General features: G+C 57.0%; 15 protein-coding genes and 3 pseudogenes. 5 read left to right on the forward strand and 13 right to left on the reverse strand.

Annotated elements, in window-relative coordinates; genetic code table 11:
• Position 1 precedes the first annotated feature (1 nt).
• Genes KVG95_RS11805 through KVG95_RS11825 form a run of 5 tightly spaced genes read right to left on the reverse strand, consistent with a single transcriptional unit; the run spans position 2 to position 5,495 of the window.
• Positions 2-1,342 carry an aspartate aminotransferase family protein gene (locus KVG95_RS11805; RefSeq protein WP_052966442.1) on the reverse strand — a complete coding sequence of 447 codons (1,341 nt, stop codon included), beginning with the start codon at positions 1,340-1,342 and terminating at the stop codon, positions 2-4.
• Positions 1,320-2,447, reverse strand: a complete 1,128-nt coding sequence (locus tag KVG95_RS11810) for an aminotransferase class III-fold pyridoxal phosphate-dependent enzyme (RefSeq protein WP_217856591.1) — start codon at positions 2,445-2,447, stop codon at positions 1,320-1,322. Before KVG95_RS11810 ends, KVG95_RS11805 begins: the two co-directional genes overlap by 23 nt.
• A gap of 9 nt (positions 2,448-2,456) precedes the next feature.
• On the reverse strand, positions 2,457-3,338 hold the full coding sequence (locus KVG95_RS11815; protein WP_217856592.1) for a TauD/TfdA family dioxygenase: 882 nt from the start codon (positions 3,336-3,338) through the stop codon (positions 2,457-2,459).
• Positions 3,313-4,881 (reverse strand): AMP-binding protein, encoded by a 1,569-nt coding sequence (locus tag KVG95_RS11820; RefSeq protein ID WP_217856593.1) that lies wholly within the window; start codon positions 4,879-4,881, stop codon positions 3,313-3,315. The genes KVG95_RS11815 and KVG95_RS11820 overlap by 26 nt, the downstream gene beginning before the upstream one ends.
• The gene (locus tag KVG95_RS11825) at positions 4,878-5,495 is read right to left on the reverse strand and encodes a thermostable hemolysin (RefSeq protein ID WP_007898678.1); all 618 of its coding nucleotides are present in this window, start codon (positions 5,493-5,495) and stop codon (positions 4,878-4,880) included. Before KVG95_RS11825 ends, KVG95_RS11820 begins: the two co-directional genes overlap by 4 nt.
• A 174-nt stretch (positions 5,496-5,669) precedes the next feature.
• Here KVG95_RS11825 and KVG95_RS11830 point away from each other — a divergent pair, with 174 nt between their 5' ends.
• Both KVG95_RS11830 and KVG95_RS11835 read left to right on the forward strand, forming a co-directional pair.
• Positions 5,670-6,605 carry a LysR family transcriptional regulator gene (locus tag KVG95_RS11830; RefSeq protein WP_217856594.1) on the forward strand — a complete coding sequence of 312 codons (936 nt, stop codon included), beginning with the start codon at positions 5,670-5,672 and terminating at the stop codon, positions 6,603-6,605.
• 310 nt (positions 6,606-6,915) lie between these two features.
• Positions 6,916-7,830: a LysR family transcriptional regulator gene (locus KVG95_RS11835; protein ID WP_217856595.1), complete on the forward strand. Its 915-nt coding sequence runs from the start codon at positions 6,916-6,918 to the stop codon at positions 7,828-7,830.
• A 17-nt stretch (positions 7,831-7,847) separates the two neighbouring features.
• Here KVG95_RS11835 and KVG95_RS11840 read toward each other — a convergent pair whose 3' ends face one another.
• From KVG95_RS11840 to KVG95_RS11850, 3 genes are all read right to left on the reverse strand, one after another.
• On the reverse strand, positions 7,848-8,213 hold the full coding sequence (locus tag KVG95_RS11840) for a 5-carboxymethyl-2-hydroxymuconate Delta-isomerase (protein ID WP_217856596.1): 366 nt from the start codon (positions 8,211-8,213) through the stop codon (positions 7,848-7,850).
• A 57-nt stretch (positions 8,214-8,270) separates the two neighbouring features.
• Positions 8,271-9,197 (reverse strand): LysR substrate-binding domain-containing protein, encoded by a 927-nt coding sequence (locus KVG95_RS11845; protein ID WP_217856597.1) that lies wholly within the window; start codon positions 9,195-9,197, stop codon positions 8,271-8,273.
• Positions 9,198-9,348: 151 nt separating this feature from the next.
• Entirely contained in the window at positions 9,349-9,540 is a 192-nt protein-coding gene (locus tag KVG95_RS11850) for a YegP family protein (RefSeq protein WP_008074435.1), read from the reverse strand.
• A 578-nt stretch (positions 9,541-10,118) separates the two neighbouring features.
• On the opposite strand from KVG95_RS11850, the gene KVG95_RS11855 reads away from it, so the two are divergent.
• The 3 genes and pseudogenes from KVG95_RS11855 to KVG95_RS29800 all read left to right on the forward strand — a co-directional run.
• Positions 10,119-10,484, forward strand: coding sequence for a hypothetical protein (locus KVG95_RS11855; RefSeq protein ID WP_225923017.1), 366 nt, complete (start codon positions 10,119-10,121; stop codon positions 10,482-10,484).
• 207 nt (positions 10,485-10,691) lie between these two features.
• Positions 10,692-11,508 (forward strand): annotated as a pseudogene (locus KVG95_RS11860) (IS4 family transposase); the annotation flags it as partial.
• 573 nt (positions 11,509-12,081) lie between these two features.
• Positions 12,082-12,306, forward strand: a pseudogene (locus KVG95_RS29800) (IS4 family transposase); the annotation flags it as partial.
• A gap of 83 nt (positions 12,307-12,389) precedes the next feature.
• Here KVG95_RS29800 and KVG95_RS11870 read toward each other — a convergent pair.
• The 5 genes and pseudogenes from KVG95_RS11870 to KVG95_RS11890 all read right to left on the reverse strand — a co-directional run bounded on the left by KVG95_RS11870 (position 12,390) and on the right by KVG95_RS11890 (position 25,071).
• A complete protein-coding gene (locus tag KVG95_RS11870) occupies positions 12,390-12,692 on the reverse strand; it encodes a hypothetical protein (protein WP_217856599.1) in 303 nt (100 codons plus the stop codon).
• Between the two features lie 263 nt (positions 12,693-12,955).
• Positions 12,956-14,518: pseudogene (locus KVG95_RS11875) on the reverse strand (hemagglutinin repeat-containing protein); the annotation flags it as partial.
• Between the two features lie 134 nt (positions 14,519-14,652).
• Complete coding sequence (locus tag KVG95_RS11880; RefSeq protein WP_217856600.1) at positions 14,653-15,207, reverse strand: hypothetical protein; 555 nt, start codon at positions 15,205-15,207, stop codon at positions 14,653-14,655.
• A 197-nt stretch (positions 15,208-15,404) separates the two neighbouring features.
• Complete coding sequence (locus tag KVG95_RS11885) at positions 15,405-16,220, reverse strand: hypothetical protein (protein ID WP_217856601.1); 816 nt, start codon at positions 16,218-16,220, stop codon at positions 15,405-15,407.
• A 4-nt stretch (positions 16,221-16,224) separates the two neighbouring features.
• On the reverse strand, positions 16,225-25,071 hold the full coding sequence (locus KVG95_RS11890; RefSeq protein WP_217856602.1) for a two-partner secretion domain-containing protein: 8,847 nt from the start codon (positions 25,069-25,071) through the stop codon (positions 16,225-16,227).
• Between the last annotated feature and the right edge of the window lie 14 nt (positions 25,072-25,085).

Below are 25,085 nucleotides of genomic sequence, written 5' to 3' on the forward strand. Positions count from 1 at the left end.
CTCAGCGCTTCCCTTTGCTGCGCAGTAGTTTGTTGGGGATGTGGTACATGTTTCTGACCACCAGAGAAAACGCCTTGACCGCCAGCTTCGGACGCCGGGCGATCGCCTCAAGGGCCTCCTCGGTCATCGTCAGGACATGCCGAAGCGCTTCGGGCGTGATGTTCAGCGGCGGGTAAAACCGCAGAACCGGGTGCGCGGCTTTTTCATTCATGGAATGCCCGGCATGCACACCACGCTTGCCCAACTCCATGCTCATCAGCGCTTCGTAGACCGAACCGCGCAAGCGCAGGCCGGTCATCAGGCCGACACCGGGCACATCCTCGACAATCTGCGGATAACGCTGAGCCAGCCGTTGCAGGCCATGGCGCAGCAAACCGCCATTGATCCGTGATTGCTCGACCAGGTTGTGCTGCTCGATGTAATCGATAGCGGCCAGTGCCGAGGCGCACGCCACCGGATGCCCGCCATTGGTTCGCTGGTCAGGCTCGATCTCGCTCAGCGGGTATTGCGTGGTCAGTCGCCAGCTGTACATCGCGCAGGCAAACGAGGTGTAACCGCCCGTCAGGCCTTTAGAGAGAATCATGATGTCCGGCACGATGTCGTCATACTGCACGGCGAACCACTTGCCACAGCGGCCGAAACCGGTCTGGATTTCGTCGGCCACCAGCAAGGTCTCAGTGGCATCGCACAGGGCGCGGATGTTCGCCATGTAACCCACGGGCGGAACCTGTAAGTGGGCGCCCCCCAGAATCGGCTCGACATACACCGCACGTACACCCTCGCCTACCGCTCTCTGCAAGGCGGCGAAGTCACCGTACGGCACATAAGTCACTTCCGAGGCCGCGGTGCCGTAGCTGCGATGGTGCTGTTTCTGCCCAAGAATACTCATCGCCGCCAGCGTCTTGCCGTGATAGGAATCACTCATTACCACGATTCCACGCCGGTGCGGCTGTACCTTGAGCACATACCGCATGCTCTGTTCGATGGCTTCGGCACCCGAGACCATAAACTGCACATCCCCCCACTTCCCCGGTACCAGATTCCGAAGGCGCTCGGACAATGCGCCTTGCAGCGGATGCACCCGCCCCTCAGGAATCCAGGCCATCTGGTTCAACTGGGTCTGCACCTGTTCACGTACCATCGGATTACGATGGCCGACGATGAACACCCCATAGCTGCATGCGCAATCGATAAAGCGCTTGCCGGCATGGTCGGTGACATAGATGCCATCGGCGTCCTTTTCGACGCTGGTTTTACCCAGGCGATAGAGCTTGGCCGCCGAGGCACTCCAATGTCGCTGGCAGTCATCCAGCAGTTGTTCATGCGATAGGGTTAAGGACATGGCTTAAAGTCTCCTTGAGAATCCGGGATGCGCGCTGGATGTGTTCGGCTCGTGCAGTGATCGGGCAGCGCAGAATCAACTCGCGGCCACGGGGTGCACTGACATAGATGCCACGCTGATAAAGCTCCTCGCACAATTCGGCGGGATTGAGGTCGGCTGGCAGCGGCAGGCTGACCCAGGCACCGCAGGCGACAGCACCGAATGAGGCGAGCGCTTGCGCCAGAATCTTGCCGTTAGTGAGGCACTGTGTGGGCAAGTCGTGTGCCTGCACATAATCAAGTGCCGCCATGGCGGCCACACAGGCCATCGGGTTGCCGGCGGTGGTGCTGCCATGTTTCGCCGGGCTGCTGCGACCATAGACCTGATACGCCATCTGTTCGCTGCAGGTATAGGTGCCGATAGGAATCGCGCTGCCGCCCAGCGGCCCGCCCAACACCACGATGTCCGGGGTATTGCGAAAACGCTGGAAACCGAACAGCGTGCCGAGGCTCCCCAGACAACTTTGCACGTCGACCGCGATGACCGGCACCGACGCATTGGCCGCCGCGACATACAAGTGATCGAGTAGCACCTGCTCTATCAGGCGCAAGCGACCGTCTCCATCCATCACGGTGCTGGTGTGGCAAACCGCGAAGCAATCGTTCCAGTCCACTTTATCCAGGTCGCGGACATGCCTGATCGCCACGAGCTCGAAGCCCAGGAAACGCTGCATCTGCAGATAGTTTTGCGGCGTGCTGAGGCAACGTCCGTAACTCAGCGAGCCATAGTCGCCGCCCTGGACAACAACAATGGTGTTGCCCTTGGGCTTGAGACCTTTGCACAGTTTCAAGGCGCCTTCGAATGCTTCATCGCCGGAGCTGCACACATAAGAGCTGACCAGCGGCTGCGGTAGCAGCTCGGCCAAGCGCCGGCACAAAGCGATCAGTGGGTCGGACATCAGCACTCGATTGGACAGCCCCATGCTTTGCGCCTGAAGGCTGACCGCGTCGATTACCGCCGGCACCTGAAAGCCAAACCCGCCGGCCAGATCGACTATCTGGCGACCGTCACCGTCGATATACGTCTCGTACTGACCTGAAATGATCTGCTTGTTATTGGTCTTCATGAATAGGTCTCAGCGGTAGCTCAGGGCATTGAAGATACGGCGGCGCTCGTCGACGATGGCCTCACGGCCATGCATTACCCGACGGTTGTCGATCATCACCATGTCATGGTCACGCCAGCCGACCGGGTAGGTGTATTGCGCGGAAACCTCGGCAATTTCGTGCAGGAATTCGCCGGGAATGGGCTGCCCGGACGATGTATCGATCACTGGCACTTCATAGTTGAAGGACGGCCCGAGAATGCTGTTGGCAAACGCTGGACGCTGGCTGAATTCGGAGACCAGAATCGCCGGGGTACTGAAGGCGTAATGAATCGAATCATCAAATGCATTGAAGGAGATCTGTGTCTGCGGATCGTCGCCGATGATCTGCATCAGATCTTCGATCCTGACCGCCGCCGGGTCCGAGAGCGCTGGCGAATAGTGGCAAACCAGCCGACGCCATTTGTCGCCGGCAACGGTGCGGCTGTAGCGAATCGGGTTGTCCTCGAAAAATGTGCGGCAGGCGGATGACAGCTTCGCCAGTACTTTCTCACCGTCGCACAAGGTGGTTTGCGAGCCTGCGCGCGGCGCCTCCTGGCAATAGAACCAGGTGATGTCCGGCCAGAACGGTGAGTTACCATTTTCGCAATGCAGACCGATCGCCTGGCGGCCCGCATCCACCAACTGCGCGGCTCCACCGACCATGACGCGAGCCGGGTCGAGGCTCAGCCGCGAGCTGTTCTGCTTCACATAGGCGCTGAAATCCTCGGCATTGTGGATGCAGTTACGTAACAGGACGACACCGTAATGCCCCAGCAAGTCGTACAGCTCTGCCTTGCCCAGGCTTGCGAAATGGCGCGGCTCAATAATGGATACGTCGGGGCTTTCACAGTGATAGGCAGGTGTGTTCATCAGATGCATTCCCTTGCAGATTGGCGAAAACAGTAGCGATATCGGCGCGTTTTGGACGGCCGGTGACGGTGTAGAGTTGCTCGAGCAATGGATCGTCCTTGGTCAGCAACCACAGGCGACTCGGCCGCTCGATGTCGGAAAAGCGCCGGGCTGACCAGCTGGCCAGCTCATCGCGATCCGGTGCCGACTCAACACACAACAACGCCACCAGACCATGGGCCTCATCGAAAAACACAGCGGCATCGCGCACACCGGGATATTCGCGGTATTCCAGCTCGACCTGTTCCGGGCTGACGTTGCGGCCATTGGGCAGGCAGATCACATTTTTCTTACGACCGCGAACATAGAGAAAGCCATCAGCATCCAGCTCTCCCAAATCCCCGGTGTCCATCCAGCCATCGTCGGACATCGAACAGGCGCTCGGGTCTTTGCCCGAGTAGCCGCTGAACAACGAACTGCTCTTGACCTCAATGGTCTGGTCGGCGCCGATGCGCACCTGAACATGCGGCAACGGCCTGCCCACACTGCCCAGACGTTGGTGTTGCAAGGTATTCATACTGACGACCGAGGCGTTCTCGGAGAGCCCGTAACCCTGGAACACCGCAATACCATCCTCGGCGAGGGCGTGCAGGATATCGATGCTGACGGCCGCGCCGCCGCACGTGATATGCACCCCCGAATGCAGGTAACGAGACAGGCGCTCACCCTGCGCGCCGCCTTCGGTCAATAGCTCGTGAAAGCGATTGAGCATCACCGGTGGTACCGTCAAGGCCGTCGGCTCGACCTGCAGGATCCATTCGATCAAGCGCTGCGGCGACATTCCCGGTTCCCCCAGCAGTGCTTCGCCTTCAGGCAGGAAATGCACGATCCCACCGGCCAGCAGCGGCAAATACGCGGCGGTCACTTGTTCCAGCAGCAGGCTCAACGGCACCAGTGACAGGTAGCTGCGATGAGCATCGACCGGCATCCACTGGCGCAGGGAAGTCAACACCGCCCCCACCGCCGCCGTGCTCAGGCGCACGCCCTTGGGCCGACTGGTAGTCCCCGAGGTGTGAATGATTTTGCAGATCCACGCGCTATCGCCGTCCGGTTCTCGCAACAACGGCTGCTCCAGGGCAGGTTCGTCGATACGTCTGAGGCGGCTGTCGGGAAAGTCCAGCCTCCAGCGCTCAGCCAGCGTCCGCTCGCCTGCGGCATCCACCAGAAACCCGTCACAACGCTCGGCAAGGTGCTCGGCCTGGGACTGACTGAACGCCAGCGGCAAAGGCAATGCGGTAATTCCGGCAAACAGGCAAGCCAGATCGGCAATCAACCAGTCACTGCTGTTACGCGTCGCAATCCCCAGCACAACATGATCGCCATGAGCCGCCGTGTCGAAACGCCGCTGCAGTTCTGCCGCCAGATTCAGCGCCCGGGACTCCAGCTCGCCATAGGTCATGACAGCGGCGTGTTCCAGGCCGGTCGGAGCACAATCGATAGCGCAGACCTTCTGACGATTGATCTGTAATGCCAGCCGCAGGTCCGCAATGAAACGACCGCTCATGACTGCGCCCTCGTCGGCAAATTGTTCGGCAACTGGGTGAACAAAGTACCGAGGGTCATAGCGGCGAATCGCGAACGTTTCGGGTCCACGCGGATAAAACCGGTGACGGGTAATTTCGAGTAGTAGGTACCCCAGTTCTTGCCACCATCGTCGGCCAGACGCTGAGGGTCGGCCGTGAGTAGTGGTTCGAAATCGATCTGGCAGCTTTCCATCATTTTCCGGACCCGGGGCGTAACGGTGCAGAGCAAATATTGAGCCCCCATGCACCAGGCCAACAACGGAACCATGTTGACCATGATCATTCCGGCCGTCAGATGATGAGAAATCAAACTGCCTATTTCAGCAATAACTGACCGATCAATCATCTTTTCAAAACGCTGGGACAGAATCGTTTCTATCGGTTGCGACAGGTATTGCTCCGAGAAAAGTGTGCGGTCATCCGCAAAAGTTATACCGGCGCAAGAAAGAATCCGTTCCTCACTGTCCTGGGTGACCGCAAAATACTGCGGGCTCGGTTCTACGGATGCCTTATAAGAGCTGCGAAACTTTTCTTTCACAACTTCAGTCGCCTGCATCCATAACGGCGTTTGACTTTCCGTGACTCGTACCAACACTTCGCCCTCCTATCCCTGCTCAGGGTTCTCTGTAAGTGGAACGAGAATATATTGAGGAAATTTCCCACAGACTATTTAAAAAACCAATTGCTTCCACTAATATATAAATAAACAACCTTGTCACAAAACATGACGTAACGTGACACACATGGATTTTCACCGAGATGGACCTTTATGCTTAATAGCAATCTGCTAAGAAAACTGGATATGCAGGACCTTATGGTTTTCGTGGCTGTGTATGAACAAAGAAGCGTCACCGAGGTCTCCGAAACCCTTTGCGTCAGCCAGTCCACGGTGAGCTACTGCTTGAAAAAGCTGCGCACGAGTTTCGACGACGAGCTCTTCATCAATACCCGCAATGGCATGTGGCCAACACACAAAGCCGCCACGATGTACAGCCATGTTCTCAAAATCCTGAAGAGCATAAACATATGCCATTCCGGACTACACTCATTCGACCCAGCGCAAAAAGAGATAACTTTTAATATTTGTGCACCTGAATACTTTGAACTTCTTATACTTCCAAACTTATTGAAACGCTTTATCGGCAGTAGTTTTCCGGTCATTGTAAATATCCAGAAATTCCACAGAGACATCCCTAACGATGAACTGATGGATGGCCGTTTCGATCTGGTAATTTGTTTCGGCCCCAATTTTCATCGCAATACTAAAAACTTGAAATCACAAGTACTGCTGGAAGATGACTTGGTCTGCGTCGTCGATAAAGACTTTGCGCCTCCAGAGGGCGAGTTCAGCCTGGACACCTTTGTCGCACGCCAGCATATCTTCCCGACTCCATGGACTTCAGACACCAACATGGTGGATGGCTGGCTCAGCAAATGGGATTACACCCGTCAAATTGTCGCACGAGCTAATAGTTACGTTGCAGCACTCAACATGATCCCCGGAACCGATTTTGTTCTCACTCTGCCTCGGCGCATCCAGATGCTGATCAGTAATGAAGCCAGATTCAGCCATTGCAAACCACCGACGGGTTTACCGAACTTCACACTGGACATGTTGTGGAACGAGAAACCAGGTCAAGACAGCGCCAATAACTGGTTTCGCGAACAAATTGTCAGCGTGTGCGCGCAAGACGGATTGCTGTAATAAGACTTCACTTTACTGACCGACCGCAGCCAAGTGTCTGGGCGTAACTTCAGCGCTTGGCCGGTGGGATATTCAGCGCCTGGCACTCGATACAGATCACTTTCGAGCAGTCCGCGCTGATCCAGAAAATCCCGGAAAGCCCCCTCTTCAGGCCAGCGATTGAATGTGTAGGTCGTGTTACCTACACGTTGTGTCCCACATCTGACAATGAAGCTTCCTACAAGGCATTCTCCTGGCACTATCGTTCCGTTATCCTTTTATGGATAGATCGCGTTCAAAACAGAACAGGGAGTTCATGGGGATGGGGCAGATGCTTAACAGCAATTTACTTAGAAAGCTCGATATGCAGGACCTCATGGTGTTCGTCGCCGTGTATGAACAAAGTAGCGTCACCGCCGTCTCCGAAACCCTGGGGGTCAGCCAGTCCACCGTCAGCTATTCGCTGAAAAAGCTGCGCACCGGCTTCAAAGATGATTTGTTCATCAACACCCGATCAGGAATGCGTCCAACCTACAAAGCCACCACCATGCACGAGCATGTGCTGAAGATTCTGGAAGGCATCAACTTCTGCCATTCCGGAGCTCAAGCCTTTGATCCGACGCTAAAAGCCGTCACCTTCAACATTGGCGCGTCGGAGTACTTCGAACTGCTGGTACTGCCGCGGCTGTTGAAGAACTTCGACTTCGCCAACCTGCCAGTGATCGTCAATGTGCAAAAACTCGATACCGCCCTGCCCGCCGATGAACTGCGCGATGGCAGTCTCGATCTGGTGATCTGCTTCGGTCACGACTTTCAACACAGCCACACTGACTTCAAATCCCGGAGGCTGGTTGAAGACGAGTTGGTTTACGTCTTCGATAAACGCGCAACCCCGCCGCAATTACGCCCAAGTTTGCGATCGTTCATTGAATATCGTCACGTGCTCTCTCCATACAAGACCTTCGACACCCACAGTGTCGATCACAAACGACAGCTTATCGCGCGATCCAACAGCTACAGGGCAGCCCTCAAGATGATCACCGGCACCGACCTCATCCTGACGCTACCGCGGCGCATTCAAACGCTGCTGGCCAATGACGCGGTATTCAGTCATTGCGAAGCACCAAAGGGCTTGCCAGGATTTACCCTCGACATGCAATGGAGCGAAGCCAGCGATCAGGACAGCGCCAATACCTGGCTTCGCGAGCAAGTGGTCAAAGCCTGCGCAGAACAGGGTTTGCTCTGAACCCAAGACCAGGCCTGTCAGAGGCCGATGGCAGTCTTGGTGTAGGACTCGCGATCAATATCCAGAATTTCCGCACACAACTGCACTTCTACGTTGGCCGGCCATTCGCATAAGTCCTGCAACACTGACAACAGGCTTTGCGACAACTGCCTCTTGATCTCCGCCGAACGCCCGCTCAACAGTGCCAGCTTGATATGCACAAAAGCCCGCTCGCCCAATGCGGTGCCAACCTTGAAGCTCTCGACCTTCACTGCACGGCTCTTGATATCGAACTCGGACGCAAACTGACCGGAAGCCATCAACGCATTGTTGAGTCGCATCAACGCCACGTCGGCATTCAGTTTGGACAAGTTAGCGGTGTATTCCATGTGCAGGTGAGGCATGACAGGGCTCCTGAAGATTGGTAGAAAGTTCGTACATATAACACAGCGCCGTCCTACTCACTGGCACAGCGGAAGGATCGGCCGCTCACTCATGAACGCCTCCAGACGCGAGCGCAGCCAGCGTTCGGCGGGATCGCTGTCGACATGACTGAGCCAGACCATGGACAGGTCCAGGGTCGGCGTCTTGAACGGAAACGGTTCCTTGAACAGTTGGCCGGACGCGGCCATCGCTTCGGCCGTGTAATCCGGCAGGCTGGCGATCAGGTCGGTGCCGGCGAGCAAGGCCGGCAATGAGCTGTATTGCGGCACCGAGAGCACCACATGACGAGTGCGGCCGATTTCCGCCAGCCACTCATCGGCGTAGCCACTGACATTGGCGGTGTGAGACACCAGCACATGTGGCCGCGAGCAATATTCATCGAGGGTCAGCGGTGTATCCGATGCGTCTGCACGCAAAATACTGGGCTGAATGTGTCGCAGCAATTTGCGCTTGGCGTTGGCGGGCAACCCGCGGGTCTGGCTGATACCAACGGTGATATCGCCAGACGCCAGCAGGTCGGGAATGCGCCAGTAGTCGACATGCTGGACCACGAACACCACCTTCGGTGCTTCCTGGCGCAATGCACGCAACAGCGGCGGGAGCAGACCGAACTCGACATCGTCCGACAGCCCGATGCGAAACGTCATGGTGCTGCTGAGCGGATCGAAATCATGGGTCAGGCTCAAGGCCACCGACAGCGAATCCAGTGCCGGTGACAGGTGCAGAATAATTTCCTCGGCCCGCGCCGTCGGCTCCATGCGATGGCCGACCCGAATGAACAGCGGATCATTGAACATCGTCCGCAAGCGGTTCAGCGCCGCACTGATCGTCGGCTGACCGAGGAACAGCTTCTCCGCCACTCGCGTGACGTTGCGCTCGAGCATCAATGTCTCGAACACCACCATCAGGTTGATGTCGGCCTTGCGCAGTTCGTTGCGATTCATCCATTGCACCCCGATCCCCAAGACTTGGATGACAGTTTAGGGAGGTGTCGTAATCGGCGTCTATGCAGGCTGGCAAATGACCTGATCCATAAAAACAGGGAGCCCGAAAAAACGAAGCTGCTCTGACTGAGCAGCTTCACCGCCCTGGAGCCTATATCTCCTTGACCGGGGTCTGATCATGAGTCCCTTTGATCAAACTGATGGCATGCACGCAATCAGACTTGTTGACGTAAGCCTCCCCACTGGCAATCGTTTCATGATTCCCCGCCCGCAAACGCCAGCGCCATTGGCCCTTGCCGGTTTGTGCGATACCACGGGTTTGCCTGTAAATCTCAAAATACATTGATCGCTCCTTGCGACTGCTGATTACGACAGATCAGTGACCTGCGAAACCAGAGTAGATGAGGAATTTTTGAGGCAATGTCTTTCAATGTGAGGGGATATTTCGAAGAAAAACCCTTGATTCGCGGGACGACCAATAGATACGGGGGGCGGTAATTAAAGAGACTCGGCGGAGTCAGTTTTCCCGTAAATATGCATATTTTTCTTACGCTGCTATGCCGATTCATCCGACACTGGAAGCAATCAGGGGCTTGGGCGAGCGCGCTGTGTAGTAAATGAAAACGGGCGACTATAAGTTCGCCCGTTTCACGCTCCAATAGAGACAGCGCCGCTAGTACCCTCCGTGGAAGGATCCCGGATTGACTCGCATCGCCCCAGCCATTGGTTCTCTGGATATACTGGGCCTGCTTCACAAGCTCAAATATCCACCCCATATTCAGTTCATGGATCGAATGAAAACATATCTCACTCTTCCGTTAGCAATGACTCTCGCTTTTGTAATGACCGGTTGTGGCAGCCGCCAAGCGAGTGTTCAACCCTCCTCCAAGCCGGTGGCCCCACTGGCATCGGATGAGCATCATGCAAGCCTTACCTTCCGCACCCTCGGCGGCGGCGGGGATCATCCTGTCAGCTATTCCCTGGGCCCCGCCAATGCGAGCGCGTACTTTGGTAGAGGCCGAAAAAAACCTGAAAGTGAATGCTGTGGTGAAAAGGCAGATAGCCACCCTCAACGGTATTCCCATGCATTCATTGTTCGGCTACTCCATAACGCCGCAGCCTGCCCCACTTGTATTCACACCGAAACCGCATAAGAACTACCTCATCGAAACGGTGATCGCGGATAACTACATCATGAAGGTTTATGAAATTTCCACGACGGGTGAGCGCAAAGAGGTGAGTGTGACTGTTGGCGCTGATGGAGACCTGACCCAACCTGCCGATTGAAATCTAAATCAGAGAGAAAGGGTACATAGGGCAAACGAGGGGTAGGCCATATTTTATCGAAGAGGCAATGCCACTTACTCAAAAAAACTTGGTCCGCCCCTGAGAAATCCCCGATTTTTCTTACGATAAATCAAGAAGTTGGGAATTGAAGAGACCTGCATGGGTCGGCAGCTTGTATTGCACCACACAAAACAAGATCCCGATCCCATGCAGGCCATCCGATTCTTACACTGCGCGCTCGCCCAAGCACTTCCCTCTGTCCATTCTCGTCGTCTGAAAACATTGATGTGTTGTGTCAGCGCATTACTCCAAGGACGTAGGCTCACTCTGACGGGGCTTGGTCGATTCATGTCAGGTAAGGCCTACCCCAAACACGCCATCAATCGAGTCGATCGGTGGCTGGGTAATCGGCATCTGCAAACCGAGCGCTCGCTGTTTTACTTGGTCATGTTGCGAGCCTTGCTGGGGTCGTTGAGACATCCGTTGATCCTGGTCGATTGGTCACCGATCGATGCGGCTGGAGAGTTCTTTTTGTTGCGCGCGGCCATTCCTTTGGCAGGACGTTCGTTCCCCATTTACGAGAGCGTTCATGAGCGCGAGTGTTGTCCGAAATATCAAAAACGGTTGCTGCAAACGTTGGCCGAAATGTTCCCCAAAGACTGTGTTCCGATCCTTGTAGCTGATGCAGGTTTTCGCCGGCCATGGATCAAAGCCGTCGAGGCGCAAGGCTGGTATTACGTGGGGCGAGTGCGTAACCGCGACCTCTACCGCAACGACGCACACACTTGGCTACCGGTTAAAAACCTCTATGCCCTGGCATCCTCCTCACCCAAATCACTGGGTCGGATCGAGATGACCCGAAGCGCTCCGCACTTCATCCATTTGTACTGCATCAGGCATTCGGCAAAGGGGCGAAAACATCAGCGTGGTCACCGGTTCAATCGCCAAAAACAAACTCAGCAGGCACTCGGCCAATCGTGAACGAGAGCCTTGGTTATTGGCCAGCAAGTCCTTCAAAGCCCAGGTCGTGCAGGAATGTTTGCAAGCCCCGCGCTCCTCTTAACTTACTTTCTTTACATGAACATATGTAACAAGACGACTGTTAGCGTCATAGCACACAGTCACCACTCGTCCATCAGTTAAAAACTCATAACCTGGGCTGGTAGGAGCGACACCAGGAATACGTATAGAGGGCACATCGCGCACGGGTTGGCCAAACATGCCAAAGGCGCAGACGTGCAGCAAATCGCCCACGCAGCGGCCATGCTGCTGCGTGATGGCTGCGATGTGACGGATGTGTTGGGGCGCCAGATTCGGGCGCAGCACTGAAGTAACGCACACACATTTCCCGCACGTTGCGGGGAAGGAGCAACTGAGCCTCAGGCCGTGCGTGCAAAATCTTGCAAAACGATAGTGCTCAACACCGTACCCCGCGATAACCATGTACCTCATCGCGGGGTACGATTTATTTGAGAGTAAGGCTCGTTTTCAGAGTGTGCTCAATGACGGAGCCTTCCAAGCCGCAATCAATCTGCACCCAAAAGGGGACACCTATTAGCCGGTCTCAAGTCAAGGTTAGGTGCTGTAGCTGATCTCATTGGCCAACTACATCATTTTCTTAACGGGTTTGCAGGCCCGCGAAGCGGGTCATGAACATTGCTTTCAAAGCAACAGCCTTAAACATCGAAGGGTGTTGTCGCTGTGGCGACTGGGCTTGGAATACTGGCACAGCGGACGCGGCTCAGACTCTCGAAAAGCCTTGGAGAGATTTGAGCACGCGTTGCGAGACGAGGTGCATCAGCAGACGCAGGCGTTGGAGTAGATTTGTGGGGACCCCTCAGAATCCGTCCCCTTTCTGTCCTTTTCCATATTTGTTCGTGACCTATCCTTTGTAGCTCCAGAACATTAGTACTTGAAATTTGTTTTTACTTCGCCACCACGCCTATAGGACATGACAAATGAAGTCCAGTTTTCACCACGCTTTCTAGAGTTTTCTTTTAATCGCTTTACCAGACTATATAGAACCGCGCCATCGAAATCAGTTTCGACATTTGTCACCTCCACCCCATTATTTTCAACCACGAGCTCTTCCTCCGAATAGCCGTCACCCACCTCAACTTCGTAACGAAAAGAGTCATAACCATGCACAATACCAGCCTCTATCAGTGCAAAAATTTCTTTTGCCAACTCTATATCTTCAATAATCACTCTATAACCTCCGGAATTTTTTTAGCCTCATTTTCAAAGCGCAAAGTCTTACTCTTGCCATCTATTGTATAGTCAATTCCATCGTGTCGGGCCTCGCCGAACCAGGGTCCGTGCGATTAAACTTTATAGCAGTCGGACCAACAGTTTTAGAAGGATCATTTAAAGCCTCCTTTATTCTATTTTCATAGAACACCTTATAGGCCGAGTTATTGAAATTCTCGTCCTGTGGAAACCATCACAGGTCCCACCCTGGCTACACGCCTGTCCGATTGCTCGGCGGCAGTGATCTTCAGATCTCGGGCAGCGCGCAATGTGGTGTCGTTGCCGCTCTTGAGCACACCACCGGTGTTGGCGATGTCCCGTCCGGCACCCAGCGTCAGATCATTGCTCGCCTCGATCCGCGCCGCGTTGTCGGCAAAGTCGCGTTGTTCGGTCTTGTAGCCGGTGCTGCTGGCGTGGCGGGTGATGGTGCGTTCATTGCTCACGTCACCGGCCAGGGCGACGACGTTGACATCCCGCCCAGCAATAATGCCGCCGGCCCGGTTAGTGAGGTTATTGCTCGCCAGCGCCTCAAGCCGATTGCCCGCTTCCAGCAAGCCGCTGTTAACCAGGCTGTCGCCAGCCGTGGCCCTCAGGTTGCTGGAGGCGCGCAGGGTGCCAACGTTGTTCAGGTTTTTACCGGCGATCAGGCTCACATCAGCGCCCTGGATCAACGCACCATTGGCCGCCAGGCGGTTGTTGGTCTGGGCCATGTACAACACCGGTACCAGAACCTGTTCGTTGTTCACGGTCCGGGTTTCCATCCAGACGATATCGTGGGTCAGGGCCGCAACCTGTTCGGCGCTCAGACTGACGCCCAGGGACAGGTTGAGGGCGTCCTTGCTGGCGATGGCGTTGTTCATCAGGTACTTGAACATGCCGTCGTCTGAGGTCTGGCCGTCGAGGAAGCGTTGGCCGGTGCGGGCGATCACCGCCTGTTGGATCAGGCGTTGTTCGTAGAAGCCATCCCCCAGGCGCTTGGCGGCGAGGTCCGGATCGTAGCCCAGGTTTGTCAGCAGGTAATCCGAGCTCATGAACCGGCGCATGTCGGTCAGCGCCGGGTTGGTCTCGATCAGGTACTTGTGCGGACTGGACCTGATCGAATTGTCAGGCAGCCCGCGCACCTGCAGCAGGCCAGCGCCCTGGGTCGGCGTGGTCGAGCCGTCGCCGCTCATGCGGAACAGGCCGTTTTGCCCGGTTGGCAAGTCAAAACCCGGCAAGGCCAGCGGATCGACCTGCTGTTGGGTCAGGTTCGGGGCTAGCTGCCGATTGACGCTGATGCGGGTCGAGAAGGCATTGTCGGACTGGGTGTCGGTACGCGGCCCGGCGCCGACGTAGTTGTAGCCGCCACGCACGACGCGGTTGTCGGCGTTGCCCTGGGTGCGGATATCGACCGCGCCGCCAGCCTGGATAATGGCCGCGTAGGTCTGGCTATCGGTGGAGGCCGTTTGAGTGCGAAGCGAAGGGATTTCGCGCTCGGTCATGCCGATGAAGCGGCTCATCGCCGCTTCGAGGCCTCCCAGGTCGTTGGCGTTGTAACCGGGGCTCTGCAGCCAGTATTTGTTGGTGAAGTCATTCGCGGCGGCGCGCCAGCCACGCGGGTGGCGCGTGCGTTCGGACCTGAAGGTGCGCGAGGTTTCGGTCTCGCCGGTTTCGATGCCGATGTTGTTCAAGCTGACGAGATTGGCGGTCAATGCGCCGCCGACGCCGATGCTGCTGCTCCGGTTGGTCAGGGTGTCGCCCTGGATATTCAGGTTGCCGCCGGTGGTGATGCTGGAGGCGGCACTTTTTCCGATTTATGCAACAATGCTGATGATAGCGCTGCGCGACGGGTGCTATGTGATGGATGTGATTGGGAGACGGCTGCGGAACAAATGGAAATGAACGATCTTGGATCGCCCATTTCCATTCGACTCAGGTGTTAAGGCAAACTTGCGACAGGAATACGCTCCTGCGGCTGGGTGACATCGTAGACATGCTGTTCACAACGATCACCCACAAACTGAAACTCCACCAGATAGACCTTGCTTCGCTCCGGTGTAAAAGTGCTTCTGAGTGGGCCGCAGCGGTAGCCAGTCCCGATGCTCTCGCCGCTGGCATAGCCCGACACCTCAAACGGCTGATCAGGGTCGGCTTGTACTTCCAACTGCGGGAAGTGCTTCAAGGTTACGCTGTGGACCGTCTCGTTGACTTTGGCAATCCAGCCAAACACCTTACCCCGACCGGTATCCGCTACGGTTCCCTGCACATCCATGCGTTGGTCAGGATCCGCTGCGCGCCTGATCGAAAACTCTACTGGAAAGGTGTTACCCGAGGCTTTCATGATGACCTTGGCGTGCTGGGCATCGACGGTTACTTTATCCTGGCGCAGTTGGATACCGTCGCTGAGCAGGTTAGGAGAAGAATCCCGTACGTTGGACTTACAACCTGACAATGTCAGAATCAGGCTTAACATTAGTAGTGAAGTTCTTTTCATGAACACTCCAAGTACATCATTAAAAATTACTTTCCGCCCGACTGTATTGTCTCAGGAGCTGACCGCGCTACCCGTTATTTTCATCTAGTCGGCAGCTTCAAACGATGAAAAATGGTACAACCTTATTTATGAAACAAGCAAAACAAATAAATCTTCCACTTTTTCTTTCCGTTCCATTTACACGTTCTTTACTGCACTCAATAGCTTCCAGCACCAACGTCAGCAACGGATAGCCAAGACGTAACAACACAATTAAAAGCCTCATCGCTGGTGCGAGCCTGCAGCTCAACAATTGCCCTTCTTGCATCAGCAATCAACCAACCCGTCGAGTTCAATGTCAGCCATGCATAGTCCAGACGACTCGCCGACATGAAACCTTCGAATAGCGTCGTTTTTTCCTGAGCCGGGTCAAACCAGCCAGGCAAGTTTGAACCCTCTGGGACTCTCATATTCCTATTTAGAATCTCAAAGGAGCAGCTAGTTTCCCACCAGTTTCCATTGGCGAACTCATTGGGAAACCCTCCCATATAGGGAGTACCGTCACAGGAGATACAGTCGAGGGGAGTTAATGTTTTAAATAGCTCCGCTTTGGGAAAACCCTTGGGGTCATCACCCGTTTTCAAGGAGACTGCATCAAGCTCCGACAAACTCTCAAGTCCCACCCTCGCGGCGAACTGTTCAAGACCTAACGTCACCCCATCATCCAGACTGATCGCCATCATCGCAACGACTCCAAACAGTTGTGAAGAAGTCCTGGCGATCTCAGTCGTCATACGATCGGAGCTTATGTACATTTTTACAAAGCAAGGTTCCCGCTCCACGAACCAGTGCTTCCAATACCCAATATAGGTAGGGCGAGAGCCGTCACTCCAGATTGGGATCAGCGCAGGCGGGAAACCAAACCATTGAGCAGGAGCCTCCAAAGTGCAAACGGGTGGCCTGATTTTTCCGGCAGCACACGCTACCACCGCATCCGGCAGATTCAGAGCTTTAAGCGCGTTTTCAAAGTTCATGTTTTCACCGTTTTGGCGCCAGAGGAGTGGACCATTCAGGAATTTCTATTCTGTGCAAAGGCGAGATGGGGCCAACCCAAATGTTGGTGGTCTCACTAGTTTGCTGATGGATCAAAAGATGGGCCTCGCGTGAAGGTACGGGCACCAAGTGTCGGGGGTCAACGATCTGTGTTGGGAAATCCGTTTTGCCAAAATTCCAGTGATGAACTTGCGCGATTTCTTGCCCGGCATTGCGGGCCGATTTAACAAAGCGGCTATTAACGGCACTGAATGCATCCTCCAATATTTGCTGGCTGGGATTTTGTCCGCTGGCAAGGGTATCAAGGTATCGCGTATATCCATTAGGCCGGCTGGCGCTGGCAGCGGAACGCATCGCATCGTTCCACATCTGAAGCGATTGAGGGTTGTCCGCAACTGTTGAAAAGCCAAAACTTTGGGGTGTCAGGCGGGCTGCCAACTCATCACTGACAACCGTTCCGCTCCCGGTTTTCCCTAAAGCAATGCCCAATGCCTCTGAGGTGATTTTTTTCCCCGTCTGCGTTTCGATCACCATCAAAGCGCGGGCATCACGCAGCTGCTCCGCAGTCAACTTGGCAGAACCTCCCACCGCAAGACCCGCGGGCAAGGCTTCACTGGCGGCCATTTCAGCCAGCCACACTGTCGTCTCATTGGCGCACAAAACCGGGTTAGCCGAGCAGGCCCGAGCGGCAGCTTGAGCGGCGGCTATTAATTCAGGTGTCGCGACGGCACCGACTGCGGCGACTGTCGAAGCCAGCATGGCACCAGAAACAAGCACACCACCTTCGGCCGTCTGTTTCGCAATATCGGCTTTACAGGCGCTGTCACACCCCTTTACGTCAGCGAGCCAGAACCCAAGATCGCCACCAGCCATCATGCCCATAGCATTGTTCTCGGCGGCATTCTTAGCCGCTCCGGCACCTGCTACGGCATTGGCAGAATCCCCTCCAACAAGCCCTCCCGCCAAACCGCCGGCCAACGTCGAAAGCGCTGAAATCGTCTCCTTATCAGCCTCACTCAGTTGATCACTGTTTTTCCCTGGGAAAAGCTGATTAGCAATCAACTCACCAATACTTGCCCCTGCTGCCCCTGCAAGCGCCGAATTCTGTTGAGTTTTAGCCAACACAGCACCCAGCACGGCATGCGCCATCAAGTTGGCTGCATCGTCTCCTTCTGTCAGCTGTTTAATGGCCTGAGCCAGGTAAGGCGCCGCGCCCCCTCCCACGGCAGCTCCAATGTTTCCACTCAGGACGCCCTGGATAATCCCGGTAACCGCCTGACTGGCCTTTTGAAAGCTACTGCCGATGCCGTAATCGTGCTGCACCTGCTGACTGATTTGCTCAGACGTTGGATTAGCCACCCCACTGTCGTTCAACTTCTGGCGTGCCGCCTTGAAGGCCTCACTATCCGGATCCTGAGCCTCCTTAATCTTCGCCGCCGCAACCGCGTCCCCAACGCCTTTCACCAACTCCATCGAGCTTTTCACCAGCTCAATGCGCTCATTCATCGCCTCTTCATCAGGCTTGTCGAGTCGCTCGTTGGCATTTTTCGTATCGCGATTCAGGCCGACAGTATCCTGAGCTCCCTCTGGATTACGGACGATGATCGTGCCTTCGCTCACCGCACTGCGTGTGTGGCTCTTGTCGGATTCGCTTAGAGCAATACCGTACAAGCCACCCACCGAGGTGCTCGCCCCAGCGCCACCGTAACTGGCCGATACGCTGATACCTGCAGACTGAGCCTCGATTTCACTGACGTTCTTGATATCGCGCGCGATGAGCCGGTCAGTGATCAACAGGTTTTTGTCCGCCGAGGCGTCGCTGGCAATCACACCACCTTCCAAGGTGGTGGTTTTGCCGACATCGACGGTGTAGCCACCCGCTCCGGCGAAGAGACCGGTCTGGTCCGTGACGCCTTTGTATTCGCTGTTCATGTTGCCGGCAGCCAGGTTGGCTGAAGCAGCGACAGGTGTGCCATAGCAGATCGGTGGGATGCAGATGCTGGCACCGAAACCGCCGCTACCCTGCTTGCTCTTCTGATCCTGGGTGTCCTGACGGGAAATGATGTTGAGGTTGCCATCGATCAGCGCGTTGATTTCATCAGCGCGAACCTGAGCGCCCGCCAGCGTCGTGTCACCACCGCTGCGCAGCAACAGCGAACCGGTCTCTACCGTACTGTTGACCTGCGTGACGGAACTGCCGCTACCCATACCTTTTGCGAGTTGGGCACCGAGGTCCAGGGTGAAGCCGTTCTGCTGGCCAATGTTGAAGCTGGCGCCAATAGCGGTTCTGTTGTTGCTGTTATGATTGGACCACTCAGCGGTGTTTTGCGCGCTCTCCAGGATGATGTTGTTGTTGGCAAGCAACGACATGTTGGCCGCTTTGAGGCTGCTGCCGATGACGTGCAAATCACCATCGTTCTCCGCCGCGTTGCCATTGGCAATGATGGACAAGTTAGTGCCTGCATTGAGGGTACTTTGCTTGGCGGTCTGGCTGGTGTAGTCGCTGGTGCTTTTGCTGTGGGTATTGGCCAGCTCGGTGCCGATTTTGATCAGCGAGCCATTGCTTGCGGTGCCGCCCTGTTTGTCGGCGAAGCCGGTTTTTTGGGCATTGGCGTCCGAAGCCATTCCCCCGAGGTTGTAGGCCGCGAGGGCGGCCTGGGCCAGTTTCACAGCCTTGAGCCGAGGATCATCCGCATCCTTCGCGGCCTCGACCGACGAGCGAATGGTTTTAGCCGTGTCGATGATCGCACCACCGATGACACGCCCTACGGCTAGGCTGTTGGCTTTATCAACGGTGCCTTGCGTCGCCGTTTCCATACCTGCAGCGATGGTGACGTTCGAGCCGCGCAGGCTCATGTCCTTGGTGCTGACCAAGTCACTGGCGATGACATTGAGGTCTGCACCGGCGACGAGGCTGACGTTGCCTTTACTGGAGCCAACGGTGCTGCCGGTCAGGGTGGTTTGCGATGCCGTGCCGTTGTGTTTCTGGTCGCTGATCGACAGGTGCTGGTTGCCCGTGATGTCATCAAGACCCAGGTTGTTACCCGTCAATACGCCCGTAAAGTCGCGGTTTTTCTCCTTGTGCATTTGAGTGCGGGAGAAGGTGTTTTCTGCCGCGTCGATGGTCAAGTCGCGTCCCGCACGCACTGCCAGGTCGTTGGTGCTGACCAAAGCCGAGCCGGTGACGGTGGCATCGCGTTTGGCGCTGACGGCGATGGTGTCGCCAGAGATCAGGCTACCCACGGCGGTGGTCTGAGTTTCAGCCAACTGATCCTGGACCTTGCTCGACTTGAACCCACCCCAACTACTCTTGCTTTGGCTGCGCTCATGGCGCGCGCTATTGGATTCGGTAACCGCGACGATTTCCACGTCATTGCCGGCACCCAATCCGACGCTGCCTTTTTCGGAAGAGACATCGCTGCCCTTGATCACCAGATCATTGCCGGCGGTCAGTACGTTGTTGCCTCCGGACGTGACCGAGCTGGCAACGTTGGTGACAGAGCTTGTTTCGTCGAGACGGAACTTCTTCCCGGAAGAAGACTTCTTGGTCTTGCTATAGAAGCTGTAATCCGAATCCTCAGCCGATTGCAGCAGCAGATTCGAACCCGCTACCAGATAAGCCTCATCCCCAGCGTTTACCCGGCTCGCAATCAGCCCCAGATCCTTCCCCGCACTCAACGCCACATTCCCACCTGCCGTCACGACAGTGGAAACCTGGTTCACATGATCCTCCTGAGCCTTGACCTTCTTGCTCTTGCCATACGAATGCTGTTCATCCGCCGCCGACGCCAGGGTCAGGTCGCCGACAGCGCTCATGCCCACATCACGCTTGGCCTCGATCTGGCTAGCAACCACTTTGAGATCGCCGCCCGCAGTGGCCTGAAGATCCCGCCCGGCAGTCACGCTGGAGCCATGCTGAGTGATGTTCGAATCGCGATGATTGGCGCCGCGCGTATTGCTGTCCGATTGCTCGGCGGCGGTGATCTTCAGATCCCGGGCAGCGCGCAATGTGGTGTCGTTGCCGCTCTTGAGCACGCCACCGATGTTGGCGATGTCCCGTCCGGCACCCAGCGTCAGATCATTGCTCGCCTCGATCCGCGCCGCGTTGTCGGCAAAGTCGCGTTGTTCGGTCTTGTAGCCGGTGCTGCTGGCGTGGCGGGTGATGGTGCGTTCATTGCTCACGTCACCGGCCAGGGCGACGACGTTGACATCCCGCCCAGCAATAATGCCGCCGGCCCGGTTAGTGAGGTTATTGCTCGCCAGCGCCTCAAGCCGATTGCCCGCTTCCAGCAAGCCGCTGTTAACCAGGCTGTCGCCAGCCGTGGCCCTCAGGTTGCTGGAGGCGCGCAGGGTGCCAACGTTGTTCAGGTTTTTACCGGCGATCAGGCTCACATCAGCGCCCTGGATCAACGCACCATTGGCCGCCAGGCGGTTGTTGGTCTGGGCCATGTACAACACCGGTACCAGAACCTGTTCGTTGTTCACGGTCCGGGTTTCCATCCAGACGATATCGTGGGTCAGGGCCGCAACCTGTTCGGCGCTCAGACTGACGCCCAGGGACAGGTTGAGGGCGTCCTTGCTGGCGATGGCGTTGTTCATCAGGTACTTGAACATGCCGTCGTCTGAGGTCTGGCCGTCGAGGAAGCGTTGGCCGGTGCGGGCGATCACCGCCTGTTGGATCAGGCGTTGTTCGTAGAAGCCATCCCCCAGGCGCTTGGCGGCGAGGTCCGGATCGTAGCCCAGGTTTGTCAGCAGGTAATCCGAGCTCATGAACCGGCGCATGTCGGTCAGCGCCGGGTTGGTCTCGATCAGGTACTTGTGCGGACTGGACCTGATCGAATTGTCAGGCAGCCCGCGCACCTGCAGCAGGCCAGCGCCCTGGGTCGGCGTGGTCGAGCCGTCGCCGCTCATGCGGAACAGGCCGTTTTGCCCGGTTGGCAAGTCAAAACCCGGCAAGGCCAGCGGATCGACCTGCTGTTGGGTCAGGTTCGGGGCTAGCTGCCGATTGACGCTGATGCGGGTCGAGAAGGCATTGTCGGACTGGGTGTCGGTACGCGGCCCGGCGCCGACGTAGTTGTAGCCGCCACGCACGACGCGGTTGTCGGCGTTGCCCTGGGTGCGGATATCGACCGCGCCGCCAGCCTGGATAATGGCCGCGTAGGTCTGGCTATCGGTGGAGGCCGTTTGAGTGCGAAGCGAAGGGATTTCGCGCTCGGTCATGCCGATGAAGCGGCTCATCGCCGCTTCGAGGCCTCCCAGGTCGTTGGCGTTGTAACCGGGGCTCTGCAGCCAGTATTTGTTGGTGAAGTCATTCGCGGCGGCGCGCCAGCCACGCGGGTGGCGCGTGCGTTCGGACATGAAGGTGCGCGAGGTTTCGGTCTCGCCGGTTTCGATGCCGATGTTGTTCAAGCTGACGAGATTGGCGGTCAATGCGCCGCCGACGCCGATGCTGCTGCTCCGGTTGGTCAGGGTGTCGCCCTGGATATCCAGGTTGCCGCCGGTGGTGATGCTGGACGCGGCGCTGGCCGCGGTGACTTCGAACTTATCGCGCTGAATGATCTGCCAGACGTGGTTTACCTTGGGGCCGTCGCAATCACCGGCATTGACCCCTCCGATGCAGGCCACTTCCCTGATCGAGGCGGTGTAGATGCCAGCATCGTTGGTGGTCAAGACCTCGCGGACGTTGTCGATGGTGCTGGCCGCCAGACGCATATTGCCGTCGCTTTGCAGCGAGCCGGAGCTGTTGAGGATGCTGCGGGCGCGGGTGCCGAGGCCGTCGCGATCAATGCTCAGATCACCCAGGCTGTAGATATCGGCATAACGATTAGTCAGGCTATCGACACGCAGGCTTGTATTGCCGCCACTGAAAATCAATCCGCGCTGGTTGAGCAGGGCGCCGGTCGATACGCCCAGTGCCTCGGCACTGCCCAGCGTGCCGTAGTTGTTAATCGCTGCGGCAGTGACGCTCATGTCCGCCGCCGAGGTCAGCCGACCGTAGCTGTTGAGGACGCCATCGACCACGACGGTAGTGCTGCCGCCGCCAGCGATACTGCCGTTTTTTTCCAGATTGATCAGCGCGGCCTTGAGCCCCAGGACACCCAGGCTGCTCAAGCGGCCGCTGCCTGCATATTCGCCGGTCAGTTGCAGGTCGATAACTCCATCGCTGCCGATCAGGCCATCAACACGCCAATTGATGCCACGGCCTTCCATGCCATTGGTACTGAGCAACTGGCCAGTGGCGGTCTGGGTCAACTGGTTGACATGAACGACCAGATGCCCGGCCTGGATCGAGGTGCTGTTGGTCCAGCTGTCGGCACTCACATTCAAGGTGCCGTAGGTCACCAGGCGACCACCCGCCTGCCCCAGGTTGGCCTGGCTGATGCCAAACAGTCCGAGGCCGGTGTGCAACAGCTTGCCGCCCACGTTCTGGATGCTGCCGGTGTCGAAGCCAACATCATTACTGGCGGTTTCCAGGGTGCCGTCACTGTTATCGAACAGGCCACCGATGTTGAACGTCGTAGTGCTGTTCTTGCCCAGTGTGCGCAGTTGGCCTTTATGGTTGCTCAGGCTGGCGGCGAGAATATCCAGGCTGTCCTGGCTTTCGATGATGCCCGCGTTGTTGTTCAGCGCCCCCGAAAGGTCAAAGTCGATGCGGCCGGCGCTGATCTGCCCGCCGTCGCTGTTGTCCATATTCCGGCCAGTGACCTGGACCTTGCCCGTGGCATAAAGCCCGCCGTTGCGATTGTTGATATCCGCACCCGCGTTGGTGATCACGATATCGCCCGCTTGTGCGGCGATACGTCCGCCGTCGTTGAACAACCCCGCCAAGGCTTGGATGCTCACTCTTTGGGCCTGGATCGTGCCGCCCTGGCGATTGAGGTCGTAGCCATTTTTCAGCACGCCGCGCACGCGGGCATCGAAGGCCGCCTTGACGCTGGACAACACGCCGCCACGGTTGTCGAGATTGGCCGCTTCAATATCGAGACCAGCGTCTTGAGCGATGATGCTGCCGCTCTGGTTATCGATATCACCCGTGACATCCACGGTCACCAGATCCTTGCCTTGCAGCGTGCCCTTGACGTTGTTCAGGCTGGCGGCATCGAACTCGACGCCGGCACCGCGGCTGGCGATCAGGCCCTTGTCGGCGTTGTTGACCGCGCCGGTAGCGCTTATCCGCAATTGGCCATTGGCGGCAACGGTGCCTTTGTTGCGGTTATCCAGGCTGCCGGTGCGCACGGTCATGACGCCTTGGCTGGACAATTCACCGCCCTGGTTGTTGATCGCGCCCGTGTTGGTGATATCGAGGTTTTTGCCGGCCATGACCAGGCCGGTCAGGTTGTTCAGGCTGCCGAGGATCAGGGTCGCGCTGTTCAGGCTGGATAATTCGCCTGCATTGTTTTCCAGATGGCCCAGGTTGGCAGTCAGAATGCCCTGGCTATTGATCAGGCCGCCCTGGGCGTTCAGTACCTGGTTGGCGTTCAGATGCAGTTCGGTGTTGCCCAGAATTCGGCCTTTGTTGCGGTTATCTACAACGTCGGCTGTGACCGTGGTCATGCGCTGCCCGCTGAGCGTACCGCCCTGGTTGTTCAGCGCGGCGGTCGTCGTGATGTTCAGGTCGCGGCTGGCAACCACCGTTTTGCCGCCGTTATTCAGCTGCTTTGCAATAAGGGTGATATCACCGCTGCTATTGCGGCTGTTATCGGCATTGACCCCGGATTCAATAATTCCGTTGTTGCTTAGGGTGCCACCGCTATCCAGGTGGATGTTGTCGCGCGCCACCAGGTTGTTGTGGCTGGTCAGGTCGCCTTGGGTCTGGACGTGCAGGGTGGTGCCGGCATAGACCGGTCCCCGGGCGTCGAGGCTAGCGGCTTTGACGTTAATGGCACCGGCAGTAGTAGCCGTCTCGGCCAAACTCAAATGACCGTTGGCATCCAGCTGGATATCACCGCCACTGGCGACCATCTTGCCATCGAGCTTTACGCCGACCCCCGCCTCCGTGCCCACCAGTTTGATCGCCCCGGCGTACATGCCACCGAGGGTCGAGGAGTCGATGGCCAACCCCGGTTTGGCGCTGCCGTCATCGGCGCGTGCGGTCGTGTTGAGGGTGTCAGCGTTGACGTCGTTGCGCCCGGCGATGATGGTCAGATTCCTGGCCTGGATCTCGGCGTTGATCCTGGCGCTGCGGGTGATGATTTCGAAGCGGTCGACGTTGCTGGCGTTCAGCCCGGTGCCTTCGATGGCGATGCTACCCTGATCGACCTGAAAGCGATCCAGCCGACCGTTATCCAGCACCGGTTTGCCGGTGGTCAACGTGACGCGCGGGGTGTTGATGAAGCCGCAACCGTTGCAGCTGATCCCGTACGGGTTGGCGACGATCACTCGCGCCGATTGCCCCGCGACTTCGGTATAACCGCGCAACTGGCTGGGATTGCCGCCGTTGACTTCGTTGAGGATGGTTTGCGCGGCGGTGCCGTTGAGGTTCGGGTTACCGAGGATGATCCCGCCCAGTTGTGTGGGCTGGGCGGTATTGGTGGCGTTGTTGAGGATCACGCCGTTGCTGCCGACGTTGTAGTCCTTGAACTGGTTGTGAGACAGGCCGCTGCCGTTGGGCTTGGCGATGTTGACGATGGGCACGCCATTGCCGGCCTGGCCGAGGCTGGTGCCCGGCGCGCTGACCACGATGCCATCCGCCTGGGCCCACATCGGCTGCCAGAACATGACATTGGCCAACAGGAACGCCAGGCCGCGCTTGGGCATGCCCCAGAAGTGCTCGCGTTTTTTGACCGCAGCAGAGGGCTGGCCAGCGAGGAAGGCGTAGTGGCGAACGTCCATGATCGAATCTCGTT

This window comes from Pseudomonas farris, assembly GCF_019145235.1.
GTDB lineage: Bacteria > Pseudomonadota > Gammaproteobacteria > Pseudomonadales > Pseudomonadaceae > Aquipseudomonas > Aquipseudomonas farris.